This window comes from Celeribacter sp. SCSIO 80788 (genome assembly GCF_051054295.1).
In the GTDB taxonomy this organism is placed as follows: Bacteria; Pseudomonadota; Alphaproteobacteria; order Rhodobacterales; family Rhodobacteraceae; genus Celeribacter.
This window is the reverse complement of record NZ_CP150482.1, coordinates 1874316-1887336: the sequence shown is the minus strand read 5'-3', so window position 1 is coordinate 1887336 and position 13021 is coordinate 1874316. Positions and strand designations below refer to the sequence as shown.

Sequence of the window (13021 nt, the reverse complement as noted above, 5' to 3'; positions counted from 1 at the left end):
GGGCCGCGCGATCTGTGCGGCCCGGATCGAAACGTGCGCCGGGGTCCGACAAAAGTCCGACACAAATCCGACGCTTTGCCGACAGGCATTTTCAGCCGTTTGGCGTCCGTCATGTCGCGCGTACTTCTGCTGTGGCGTGCGACGGAAGGGGCGTTTCACTTTACATCGAGAGGCGGCTCCGGTAATCGCGAAGGCGACTTGGGTTAGGGCCGTAAACGTATGTGTGACACCTCCATCATCATCCCGTGCCGCAACGAGGCAGAGAACATCGGGGCGCTTCTCGATGAGATCGTGGGCGCCTGCACGGAGATCGGACCGTATGAGATCCTCGTGATCGACGATGCCTCCGACGACGGCATGGCGGATATTCTGGCCCAGCGGATGCGGACGATGCCGCAGCTTCGGGTGATCCGGCACGACCGTTCCGGCGGGCAATCGGCCGGGGTCCATTCCGGGGTGCGGGCGGCGCGCGGTACGGTGTGTTGCACGCTCGATGGCGACGGGCAGAATCCCGGCACCGAGATCCCGAACATGATCGCGCCGTTCTCCGGGCCGAATGGCGCGCGTATTGGCGTCGTCGCCGGTCAGCGCGTCGGGAGACAGGACACGTTTTCAAAGCGTTACGCCTCGAAATTCGCCAATGCGCTGCGCGCGAAGATTTTGAAGGACGGCACACGCGACACCGGGTGCGGGCTCAAGGCGTTTCGCCGCGACGATTTTCTGGCGCTGCCCTATTTCGATCACATGCACCGCTATCTGCCGGCGCTGTTCGCCCGCGATGGCTGGGAGGTTGCGCATGTCGACGTGTCGCACCGGGCACGCGGTGGCGGGCGGTCGCATTATTCGAACCTGCAACGCGGGCTGGTGGGGATTGTCGATCTGATGGGCGTGGCCTGGCTTTTGAAACGCCGCAAGAAGTCGCGCCCGACCGAGGTGGTCGTGGACCGCGCGGAGGGCTGAGCCGATGCAATGGTTGATGACGATCCTGCATGTGGACACGACGTCGGAGCTTTGGTGGGTGCTGTTCGGGCTGTCGGCGCAGCTCATGTTCACCGCACGTTTCCTGTTGCAGTGGATCGCCTCCGAGCGGGCGAAGAATTCGGTGATCCCGATCGCGTTCTGGTATTTTTCTCTCGTCGGCGGACTGATGCTGTTTGCCTATGCGCTATATCGCAAGGACCCGGTCTTCGTGCTGGGCCAGTCGCTTGGCGTGATCATCTATTCCCGCAATCTCTGGCTGATCTATGCAAACCGACGCGCGACAAAAGACGCCGCTTAAGGGCTGGTTGCCGCAGGCATTGGTCTTTGTCGCCGTGGCGGTTGGGCTGCGGCTTATGGCACTGGCTTTCGACGGGACGGACCTGTTCGTCGATGAGGTGCAATATTGGTTCTGGGGTCAGAATCTCGATTTCGGCTATTACTCGAAACCGCCGCTGATCGGTTGGGTGATCCGTCTGGTGACCGATCTGGCGGGCTCCGATGCGGCCTTCTGGGTGCGGATGCCCGGCGCGGTGCTGCACGGCATCACGGCGCTTTTGCTGGGCGCGCTCGCGGCGCGCGTTCAGGGGCGCGCTGCTGCGCTTTGGACCGTGGCGATTTACCTGAGCCTGCCGTTCGTGGCGCTTGGCTCGGTGATGATCTCCACCGACACCGTCATGGCACCGTTCTATGCCGCCGCTCTGCTGTTCTTCTTTCGCACCGCCGAGACGCGCCGGGCAGGGGATGCGCTCGCGGTCGGTCTCTTCGCCGGGTTTGCCTTCATGGCGAAATATGCGGGGATTTATTTTCTTGTGGGCTCGGCGCTCGTGATGCTGAGCCAGCCTGCGCTGCGCCCCGGCTGGCGCAATCTCGGGCTGATGATTCTGGCTTTCGCGGTCGTGATCTCGCCGAATGTGCTCTGGAACCTGTCGCATGACCTGACCACCGTGTCGCATACGATGGACAATGCCGGTTGGGTGCGCGACGGCGCGGCATTCGATCTCGCTTCGATGGCGACATTTCTCGCCAGCCAGTTCGGCGTCTTCGGCCCGGTGACCATGGCGGCGTTGATCCTCGCCTATTTGCGCCCGCGCGGAGGAATGCGTCCGGCACTGGTGCTGTTCTCTCTTCCGGCGCTTGTGGTGGTGAGCGTGCAGGCGCTGCTGGATCAGGCCTATGCCAACTGGGCAATCGCGACCTATTTCGCGGGCACGATCCTTGCGGTTACCGTCATGACACGGTTCTGGCGGATCGTGGCGCTGTCGCTCAATCTGGTGCTTTCCGTGAGCCTGCCAGTGCTGATCGTGCTCGCGCCCTGGCCGGAGATCGGCGGCAAGCCGGTTCTGGAGCGCTATCTCGGTCGCCATGCCCTCTCGGAGAGCATTCTCGATCTGGCGGAGGCGGAGGAGCTTCCGGTGGTGACCGGCAACCGCGATATCCTTGCGGATCTGTTCTACACCGGGCGGGAGCGTGAGGTTGCGCTTTATGCCATGCCGGAGACCGGGCGCGCGTCGAGCTATTATGCACAGAACCAAGCGCTGCCGGACAGTATCACCGGTGAGGTCTTGGTGGTCGTGACCGGGACATTGCCCTGTGATGCCGCGCCCCTCGAAGGGCTCGATTTGAGCGGAATTTATGCCGACCGTCGGGTGAAGATCGGGCGAGTCGCAGGGGAGTGCTTGCGCGAAACCCCGTAAATATGCGCTCAACGCGCCCATCCTCGGGGGCTCTGGTGAGTTTCGGGACTGATCTCCGCGATGGATCGCAGAGTGTCAGTGGCCGGTGGATTTAAGGACGACGGTGATCGTGCGCAGGATCAGGGCCATATCGGCCAGAAAGCTGAGCTTGCGATCATAGAGATTGTCGTAACGCACACGGGCGACAAAGCTGCTTTCGCCGCGACCGGACACCTGCCAGACGCCGGTCAGACCGGGACGGAGCCGGAAATAGGCCTCCCCCTTGGCGGCTTCGTACATCATTTGCTGCGCGGGCAGAAAGGGACGGGGGCCGACAAAGCTCATATCGCCTTTGAAAATGTTCAGAAGTTGCGGCAGCTCGTCGAGTGAGGTCTTGCGGATGAAATGGCCGATTTTCGTGATCCGGGGGTCGTGGCGCAGTTTCTGGTAGGTCTGCCATTCCTCCGCGATCGCGGGGTTTTCCCGACACAGTTTGACCAGCAGCTCGTCGGCATTGATATGCATGGAGCGCAGTTTGTAGAACTGGAACACCTTGCCGTTCCGACCGACCCGGCTCTGGGCATAAAAGGCGGGGCCGCCATCGAGTTTGACGAAAGCGGCCAGGATGAGGATCACCGGCAGCACCATGGGCGCGACCAACAGCAAAAACAGAATGTCGAACGTGCGTTTTCCCAGGCTGCGGTAAAAGGAGAAGGTCACCGGCGTGGCGGAGGAGACATTTGTCGTTGATGCGAAGTCTTGATTGGACTTGGAAACATATGTCATTTTTCAGCCTTTAAATCGTTATGCGATCAATCGTTCAGTTGCAGGATCGACCCGCCTTTTCGTCCTCAGGAGGCGCAGGTTACGAGCAGCCATGCTGCACTGCGTAATCTACCTTAGCGTGTTTTTGTCACGATCATATGAGAACAACGTTTGAGCGGAGGATAATTAACGTCAGGCGATACATTTTTTATCGTTTCGGCAATTTTATGCCGAAAATCAATGGGAAAATGAGTGGTTTGTGACCAGATCATGGTTAACGACCGTGCCGTAAAGATGATCCGAAGCAGGTGTGCGATTCGGTGCGGCGGAGAAGATGTTGCATCGGCGTGCTGGGAGTGCTGCGTTGCGGCGTTTGCGCGCGCGGATTTCCGGCATGAGAGAGGGGCCAGAGAGATGACCGCAATCCGGGCGAATGTCCTGTCATATTTTCCGATCAACAGTATACTTGCGTATGGTGAGGAATTTGCTACATATGCAATAAATTGAATGTCAGGTCCGCGCCTGAGGGGGCAAAGACCGTTTCTCAGAACAGAGGTCCAAATGCGCCGCGCCTTTATGCTTACGATGACGCTTCTGCCGGGAATGGTCCTGGCCGGAAGTCCCGCCCTGTCGGAAACCCTCACGCTGTCGCCACAAACAGTGACGGAGTGGAAGCCGGTGTATGCCGAAGTCGAGACCCGGGATCAGGTTCCGGCGCGTGCGCGGATCGGGGGAACGATCACTACGCTGGACGTGACCGAAGGCGATCTCGTGACGGCGGGTCAGCGCGTCGCGTTGATCGAAGACACCAAGTTGCAGTTTCAGATCGAGGGCATAGACGCGCAGCTCACCTCCTATGCCTCCCAGCTTGAAAAAGCGCAGGACGATCTGACCCGCGGTCAGTCCCTGTCCGAGCGCGGGGTGATTTCGACTTCGAGCCTTCAGGCGCTTCAGACCAATGTGAATGTGCTGGAGGGGGAAATCACCGCGCTGAAAGCCGACCGTCAGGTCGTTTCGCGCCAGATCGAGGAGGGCGAGGTGCTTGCCCCCGAGGACGGGGTGGTGATCGACGTGCCGGTGTCGCGCGGGGCGGTGATCATGTCGGGCGAGGAGGTGGCGACCATCGCCGCAGGCAACGCCTATCTGCGTCTCGGGGTGTCGGAGCGCTATGCCGACAACCTCAAGGAAGGCGATGCGATCGAGATTTACGAGACCGGCGGAACCCGAGAGGGCAAGCTGGCCAAGATTTATCCGCTGATCGAAAGCGGCCGGGTCGAGGCCGATGTCGAGGTCGAGGGGCTGGACGCCAGCTTCATCGGTCGCCGGGTTCAGGTGCGCTTGCCCGTCGGAAGTCATGAGGCGCTTCTGGTGCCGCTGGCGGCGCTGTCGCAGGAAGGCGGGCTCGATTTCGTGACCGTCGAAACTCATGGCCATGCTTCTGAGCGCGTGGTCGTGCCGGGCAATACGGTGCATCTCGACGGTGGCGACTATGTGGAAATCCTGAGCGGGCTGTCTGCCGGCGATGTGGTGGTGACGTCCCATGAGTAATCCGCACGGACCGACGGGCTCGCTCGGCATTGCCGGGCGGTTGACCCGTTCTTTCATTCTCTCCCCATTGACCCCGTTGTTCCTCTTGGCCGCTCTGGCCGTGGGGATGATCGCGCTGATCTCTCTGCCGCGCGAAGAGGAGCCGCAAATCTCTGTGCCCCTCGTGGACATTCACGTCAGCACGCCGGGCCTCAAGGCACAGGACGGGCTGAAGCTTGTGACTGAGCCTTTGGAGACCATCGTCAAGGGCATCGATGAGGTCGAACACGTCTATTCCCAGAGCAATGACGACACGGTCATGGTCACCGCCCGCTTCGAAGTGGGTGTTCCGTCCGAGACCGCCATCGTACGGGTGCGCGACCGGATCATGGCGAATTACGACCGGCTGCCGGTCGGGATCGAGGAGCCTCTGGTGGTCGGGCGCGGCATCAACGATGTCGCCATCGTGGCGCTGACCTTCTCGCCCAACGACAACAACCCGGACATGAATGCGGCCGATCTCACCCGTGTGGTGAAAGAGGTCGAAACCCGTCTCGCGCAGATCGAGAACGTCGGGCTGACCTATGTCATCGGCGGCACGGACGAGGCGCTGCGCGTCGCCCCCGATCCCGAGAAACTTGCGCTTTACGGCATCACCGTGCAGCAGCTCGTCTCCAAGGTGCAGGGCGCGAACTCCGCCGCCCCGACCGATACGATCCGCGATGGCGGCGAACAGATCGGCCTGATCGTCGGCAAGACGCTGACCACGCCCGAGGAGATCGGCAATCTCGAACTGACCGCTCGCGACGGGCGCACGGTCTATGTGCGCGACGTTGCCGATGTCGCCTTCGTCTCCGATCTCGACGAGCAATATGTTGCGACCCTGACGCGCGAAGGCGCGGAAGAGGCGGGGGAGAGCGAACACGCGACCGTCGATCTCGATGCGCCGATTGTCCGCCGTCCGGCTGTGACGCTGGCGATTGCCAAACGGGCAGGCGCCAACGCCGTGATCGTGGCCGATGAAATTCTGCACCGGGTCGAGGCGATGAAGGGCGAAATCATTCCCGACAGCGTTTCCGTCGAGGTGACCCGTGACTATGGCGAAACCGCCAATGAAAAGGCCAACGAACTTCTGTTCCACCTGGGGCTTGCGACGCTCTCCATCGTCGGCCTTGTGCTGATTGCCATCGGCTGGCGCGAAGCCATCGTGGTGGCCATCGTGATCCCGGTGACCATCCTTCTGACGCTCTTTGCCTCTTATATCATGGGCTATACGCTCAACCGCGTGTCGCTTTTCGCGCTGATTTTTGCCATCGGGATTCTCGTCGACGACGCCATCGTGGTGATCGAAAACATCGCGCGGCACTGGGGGCTGAAGCGTCCGGGGCAGAACCGGTTCGGGGCCGCCGTGGCCGCCGTGGCCGAGGTCGGCAACCCGACCATCGTCGCGACGCTCACCGTCGTGGTGGCGCTTTTGCCAATGCTGTTCGTGTCGGGCATGATGGGCCCCTACATGTCGCCGATCCCGGCGAACGCTTCGGCCGCGATGATCTTTTCCTTCTTCGTGGCGGTGATGATCACGCCCTGGCTCATGCTGAAAATCGCGGGCCGGGCGGAGCTGCATCATGACGGCGAACATGCGGAAGGCGAGGTGCCCGGTGGCAAGCTCGGCAAGTTCTACGCCCGTATTGCGCGCCCGATCCTGCACACCAAAGGCCATGCCTGGATTTTCCTGATCGTCGTGATCGTGCTGTCCTTCGGCTCGCTCGGCGCGCTTTATACCAAGCATGTCACGGTGAAACTCCTGCCGTTCGACAACAAATCCGAGCTGTCCGTGATGATCGACCTGCCCGAGGGCTCCTCGGTCGAGGCGACCGATGCGGTGGCGCAGGAGGCGGGACGTCTCGCCATGACCCTGCCGGAGGTGATCTCGGCCCAGACCCATGCGGGCACGCCGGGGGCGTTCAACTTCAACGGCCTCGTGCGGCACTACTATTTGCGGGAATATCCGCAGATGGGCGAAGTGCAGATCAAGCTCCTGCCGAAAGGCGAGCGGGACCGGACCTCGCATGACATCGCGCTTGAGCTGCGCCAGATGCTGCTCGAGGGCATCACTGTGCCGCCGGGTACGGCGATGAAAGTGGTCGAACCGCCGCCGGGGCCGCCGGTGATCTCGACGCTTCTGGCTGAGGTCTACGGGCCCGATCCGCAGACCCGTCGCGACGTGGCCGACAAGGTGCGCGAAGCTTTCGAGAGCGTCGACTTTATCGTCGACACCGACGACAGCTATGGCGAACAGGCGCGCCGTGTGCGGGCCGAGATGAAGCCGTCGGACCTCAATTTCTATCAGGTGGCCGAATCCGATGCCGCGGACACGATGCAATATCTCAACAGCTACACGACGGTGGGCTATTCGCATCGCGGCGAAGGGCGTCGTCCGATCCCGATCGTGGTCGGGCGGGACAAATCCGATCGCGTGATGGATGCGGCGGCGCTGTCGACGCCGGTTCCGGCCGATGCGCTGCCCGGCGGGCGTGGCGTGGTCGAGCTGGGCGATGTGGTGGAACTGACGGAGGAGAAAACTTCCTACCCGATTTTCCGGCACAACGGTTATGACGCGGAAATGGTTCAGGCCGAACTGGCCGGGGCCTATGAGGCGCCGCTTTACGGCATGCTGGCCGTGGCCGACAAGCTCGACGAGATGGACTGGCCCGAGGGGATGAAACCGGAGATTTCGTTGCACGGTCAGCCGACCGATACGTCGAAGCCGGTGCTTCTGTGGGATGGCGAGTGGGAGGTGACCTGGGTCACGTTCCGCGACATGGGGGCGGCCTTCGGTGTGGCGCTTCTGGGGATTTACATCCTCGTGGTGGCGCAGTTCGGCTCCTTCCGCCTGCCGCTGGTGATCCTGACGCCGGTGCCGCTGACCTTCCTCGGCATCATCATCGGGCACTGGCTGTTTGGCGCGCCATTCTCCGCGCCGTCGATGATCGGGTTCATCGCTTTGGCGGGGATCATCGTGCGGAACTCGATCCTGTTGGTCGATTTCATTCGCAATGCCGATGATCAGGGTAAGGTGACGGAGGAGATACTGATCGAGGCCGGTGCGACGCGGTTCAAGCCGATCCTTCTGACCGCAGTGGCGGCGATGATCGGTGCGGCGGTGATCCTCGCCGATCCGATTTTCCAGGGGCTCGCGATCTCGCTGTTCTTCGGGCTTCTGACCTCGACCGCTCTGACGGTTCTGGTGATCCCGGCGATCTATCGCATCTTCAAGATGTAAGAGCGGCAGAGCTGACAAGATGGAGGGGAGCGCCTGGCGCTCCCCTTTTCATGTTTTCATGCGCGTTTTGAGGAGAGGTCTCAGGCGCTGCGGGCAAAGGAGGGGGGCGACTGGAGGGAGGAGGGCACGTCTGAAACGACAGAGAAGAAGGACAGGTCTTCTTCCATCGTGCCGACATTGTTGCGCAGATTGACCGTCGCGGCGTTGGTTTCCTCGGACATGGCTGCGTTCTGCTGGGTCGTCTGGTCGAGCTGGTTGATCGCCGAGCTGAGCTCGCCCAAGCCGGTGGCCTGTTCCGTGGTCGAGGTCGCCACCTGTGCGATGCCTTCATGGATTTTTTCGGCCACCTCCCGGATGCGGCCCAGTGCGGCCCCGGCTTCGCGGACCAGTTCGACGCCACCGGAGACCTGTGCGGTGGCGGTGGAGATCAGGGTGGCAATCTCGCGTGCGGCCTCCGAGGAGCGTTGCGCCAGCGCGCGGACTTCGGAGGCGACGACGGCAAAACCGCGACCGGCCTCACCGGCGCGTGCCGCTTCGACACCCGCGTTGAGCGCCAGAAGGTTGGTCTGAAAGGCGATGTCGTCGATCACGGAGGTGATCGAGGCCACCTGTTTCGAGGAGGTTTCGATCTCGTCCATGGCGGTGATGGCGCGATCGACCACGTCACCGGCCTGCACCGTGTGGTTGCGGGCCTCGCCGGAGCGGCTCTGGACCTGACTTGCGGTTTCGGCGACGCCTTTGACCGAGGCGACGAGCTCATCGAGGGCGGCGGCGCTTTCCTCGAGGGTCGCCGCCTGATGTTCGGTGCGGCGCGCCAGATCGTCGGTGGCCTGACCGATGGAATCGGCTTCCGATTTGACCAGTTGCGCGCCGTCGGCAATGCCGCCGACAATCTCGCGCAGCCGCGAGATCGTGGCGTTGAAATTGACGCGGATGTCGTCGAATTCGCCCAGGTGCTGGTCGAGCCGGACGGACAGATCACCCTTAGAGAGATGATCGAGCCCGGCCATGAGCGTGTCGGCGGTCAGACGGTAAATAGTGGTGTCGACGGCGAATTTCACGACTTTCACAACCTCTCCCGCAGCATTGCAGATCGGGTTGTAACTGGCGCGGATGGTGACCCTTTTGCCGCCCTTGCCAAGGCGCACATATTCGTCGCTGAGCGCTTCGCCCCGGCGCAGCTTGTCCCAGAAGGTCTTGTAATCGGCGGAGGCGGCGTAGGCAGGTTCGACGAAGAGGGAGTGATGTTTGCCGACGAGTTCCGGTTCGGAATAGCCCATGACGTCGCAGAAAATTTTGTTGACGCGCGTGATCGTCCCATCGGGCGTGAATTCGATGACGGCCTGCACCTTCTGGATCGCGTCGATCTGGCCACGGGCGTCGGCCTCCATGTTCTTGGCGTTGGTGATGTCGAAGGCGTATTTCACCACTTTGAAAGGCCGTCCTTCCGGGTCGATCAGGGTCTCGTAGGTGGATTCGAGCCAGAGAATATTGCCGCTCTTGCCGATGCGTTTGACCTGACCTTTCTCGGATGACCCCTTCGCGAGACGCTCCCAGAAATCGCGATAGGCCTGAGTGCCCGCTTCGCCCTTCGGCATGAACATCCGGTGCTGTTGGCCGCGAATCTCCTCGAGCGTGTAGCCGGTCGCGTCGAGAAACAGATTGTTGGCCCAGATGATATTGCCGGTGAGATCGAACTCGATATAGGCCATCGAGCGCTTGATCGCGTCCTCTTTCGAGCGGTTGTCGCGGCGTTTGAGATGCATTTCGGAAATCTCGCGCCCGATGACATAGATCGCGTCGATCTTGCCGTCCTTGTCCCGATGCGGGCTATAGGTGGCGGAGAACCAGATCTCTTCGCCCGCCTTGTTCAGCCGCGGCGCGATGCCCTTGTGGATCTTGCCGGCGCGGACGCTGGCCCAAAGCTCGGAGGCGGTCTGTTTGTCCTTGGTGCGCACGAAGAAGCTGTAATCCTTGCCGATCGCTTCTTCGGCCGTGTAGCCGGTGGTCTCGCAAAACAGATCGTTCACTGAGAGAATGGTGCCATCGGGGGCGCAGGTCACGACCACATGGGTCTCCTCAAGCACTTCCTCAAGCGGGGAGAGCGATTTGGGTTTGGCGTCACGTGATCTGTTGAAAATGGCGAGCATACCGGCAGTCCTGGTTCTGGGATTTGCCAGAGACTTTACGCAATCCATCTTACCGAATGGTTTAAACGCGCAGGGACCGGGGAGCGCCACGAAAAAGGGCGCCGCGAAGGGCGCCCTTTTCCTGTGATTTCAAGCGACTGATCAGCCGATGATCGCATTGAGCGTGGCCGAGGGGCGCATGATCGCGGCCACTTTGGTCGGGTCGGCGTGGTAATAACCGCCCATATCGGCCGGTTTGCCCTCATCCGCTTTCAGCTCGCCGAGGATGACCGATTCCTTGTCGGCCAGCTCTTTCGCGATGGGGGCGAAATGCGCGGCCAGCTCGGCGTCGTCGCCTTGGGCGGCCAGAGCTTCGGCCCAGTAGCGGGCGAACCAGTAATGCGAGGAGCGGTTGTCGTTCTGGCCGACTTTACGCTCCGGCGATTTGTTCTCGAGGAGCAGCTTCTGGGTCGCGACCTCGACAGCGGCGCCCAGCACGGCGGCTTTCGGCATGGATTTCGAGGAGGCGAGGAAGTTGTAGCTTTCACCCAGCGCACAGAACTCGCCAAGGCTGTCCCAACGCAGGTGGTTCTCTTCCTGAACCTGCTGAACGTGTTTCGGCGCGGAGCCACCGGCACCGGTTTCGAACATGCCGCCGCCGTTCATCAGTTTCACGATGGAGAGCATTTTGGCGGAGGTGCCAAGCTCGAGAATCGGGAACAGGTCGGTCAGGTAGTCGCGCAGCACGTTGCCGGTGATGGTCACGACATCCTTGCCCTTGCGCATTTCTTCCCAGGTGAACCGGGTCGCTGCACGCGGGTCCATGATCGGGATGTTCTTGCCGGCTTCTTTCAGGGCAGGTTCGACGTATTTGATCAGCTCCGCGTCATGGGCGCGGTTCTTGTCGAGCCAGAAGGCACCTGTGCCGGTGGCATCGAACCGTTCGATCCCGAGTTGAATCCAGTCGAGGATCGGGGCTTTTTTCGCGGTGCAGGAGCGCCAGATGTCGCCCGCTTCGACCTCGTTGGAGAGCAGAACTTCGCCGCTGTCGAGGACGATGGAGACGGTGCCGTCGGCGGACATTTCAAAGGTGGTCGGGTGGGAGCCGTATTCCTCGGCTTTTTGCGCCATCAGGCCGACGTTGGAGACCGCACCACAGGTGGTGACGTCGAGCGTGCCGGTTTCTTTGAAATACTCCACCGTCTCGTCATAGACGCAGGCGTAGGAGTTGTCCGGGATGCAGCATTTGGTGTCGGCGGCTTTGCCATCCGGGCCCCAGCCGATGCCACCGGCTTTGATCACGGCGGGCATGGAGGCGTCGATGATGACGTCAGAGGGGACGTGCAGGTTGGTGATGCCTTTGTCACTGTCGACCATGTACATCGCCGGTTTGGCCGCGAGTGCGGCTTTCAGATCGGCTTCCATCTCGGCATTGCCCGCGATGAGTTTTTCGAGCGCGCCGATGCCGGAGTTCGGGTTGAAATCGAGCTTGTCGCCGTGTTTCGCAAGGAAGTCTTCGAGATAGACAGACACGAAATGGCCGAAGATGATCGGGTCGGAGACCTTCATCATCGTGGCTTTCAGGTGCACGGAGAACAGAACGCCCGGCTCCATGGTCGCGACTTCTTTGCGGATATAGGCGGTGAGCGCCTTGGCGGACATGAAGGTCGCGTCGACGATCTCGCCTTCGAGATATTTGAGACCGGATTTCAGAACCGTCTCGGAGCCATCCTTGGCGGTGAAGACGATTTTCGCGCCACCGGCCTGAGCGGCGGTGATGGTCGCGGCTTTTTCATTGGCAAAGAAATCCCCGCCCGGCATCGCGGCGACGGTGGTTTTCGAGGTGGATTTCCACTCGCCCATGCGGTGCGGGTTGGCCTTGGCGTATTCTTTCACGGCCTTGGCGGAGCGACGGTCGGAGTTGCCTTCGCGCAGCACCGGGTTCACGGCGGAGCCTTTGACGGTGTCGTATTTGGCGCGGACGGCTTTTTCCTCATCCGTCTGCGGATCGGCCGGGTAGGCCGGGATCGGGTAGCCCTGGCTTTGCAGTTCCTTGATCGCGGCTTCAAGCTGCGGCACGGAAGCGGAGATGTTCGGAAGTTTGATGACGTTGGCGTCCGGGGTTTTCACCAGCTCGCCAAGTTCCGCGAGATCGTCGGAGACGCGCTGTTCATCGGACAGGAGCTCCGGGAAGAGGGCGAGGATACGACCGGCCAGGGAGATGTCCTTGGTCGCCACGTTCACACCCGCGGCCTCGGAGAAAGACTGGATGATCGGCAGGAGCGAGCCACGGGCAAGCTCGGGGGCTTCGTCCACGATGGTGTAGATAATGTCGGGGGTCTTGTCGGCCATTTGGTCCTCCACGGTCACGAATATGCAGCGGGGCAAATGGACCCGTCTGCGCTTGGCAATCCGGGTAGCGAGTTCGGGGCCTCAAGTCAATGTGTGCGAATGTATACCGATGGGCTCTGCGACGCTGAGTCTCCCGATGTAGCGCTTTGACAGGGCCGCTCCGGGGTGTGACGAGGCGCGGGGACGGGCGGGAAAATGCCGGAGAACGGGGTTTGATCAAAAAACAGGCGAATGCGCATTTGATCACCGCTATCGTTTTGGAGAATGCGCGAATCCGATTGTGGAGCTCTCTGGGGAGGTTCTAAATTCAA

General features: G+C 61.5%; 8 protein-coding genes. 5 read left to right on the top strand and 3 right to left on the bottom strand.

The genetic code is table 11. The features are described from left to right. The first annotated feature begins 219 nt into the window (after positions 1-219). The 3 genes from V1471_RS09505 to V1471_RS09495 are packed head-to-tail and all read left to right on the top strand — an operon-like array spanning position 220 to position 2675. Positions 220-960, top strand: a complete 741-nt coding sequence (locus V1471_RS09505) for a glycosyltransferase family 2 protein (protein WP_434288309.1) — start codon at positions 220-222, stop codon at positions 958-960. Between the two features lie 4 nt (positions 961-964). After that, positions 965-1279 (top strand): lipid-A-disaccharide synthase N-terminal domain-containing protein, encoded by a 315-nt coding sequence (locus V1471_RS09500; protein WP_434288307.1) that lies wholly within the window; start codon positions 965-967, stop codon positions 1277-1279. 7 nt (positions 1280-1286) lie between these two features. Beyond that, positions 1287-2675, top strand: coding sequence for an ArnT family glycosyltransferase (locus tag V1471_RS09495; protein WP_434288305.1), 1389 nt, complete (start codon positions 1287-1289; stop codon positions 2673-2675). Positions 2676-2750: 75 nt separating this feature from the next. On the opposite strand, the gene V1471_RS09490 is transcribed toward V1471_RS09495, so the two are convergent. Then, the gene (locus tag V1471_RS09490) at positions 2751-3440 is read right to left on the bottom strand and encodes a sugar transferase (protein WP_434288303.1); all 690 of its coding nucleotides are present in this window, start codon (positions 3438-3440) and stop codon (positions 2751-2753) included. A 540-nt stretch (positions 3441-3980) separates the two neighbouring features. Here V1471_RS09490 and V1471_RS09485 point away from each other — a divergent pair. Together V1471_RS09485 and V1471_RS09480 are read left to right on the top strand one after the other, a co-directional pair. After that, a complete protein-coding gene (locus V1471_RS09485; RefSeq protein WP_434288301.1) occupies positions 3981-4967 on the top strand; it encodes an efflux RND transporter periplasmic adaptor subunit in 987 nt (328 codons plus the stop codon). Next, on the top strand, positions 4960-8229 hold the full coding sequence (locus tag V1471_RS09480) for an efflux RND transporter permease subunit (RefSeq protein WP_434288300.1): 3270 nt from the start codon (positions 4960-4962) through the stop codon (positions 8227-8229). Before V1471_RS09485 ends, V1471_RS09480 begins: the two co-directional genes overlap by 8 nt. A gap of 80 nt (positions 8230-8309) precedes the next feature. On the opposite strand, the gene V1471_RS09475 is transcribed toward V1471_RS09480, so the two are convergent. Continuing rightward, on the bottom strand, positions 8310-10379 hold the full coding sequence (locus V1471_RS09475) for a methyl-accepting chemotaxis protein (RefSeq protein ID WP_434288298.1): 2070 nt from the start codon (positions 10377-10379) through the stop codon (positions 8310-8312). A gap of 141 nt (positions 10380-10520) precedes the next feature. After that, positions 10521-12710, bottom strand: coding sequence for an NADP-dependent isocitrate dehydrogenase (locus V1471_RS09470; RefSeq protein ID WP_434288296.1), 2190 nt, complete (start codon positions 12708-12710; stop codon positions 10521-10523). Positions 12711-13021: the final 311 nt, after the last annotated feature.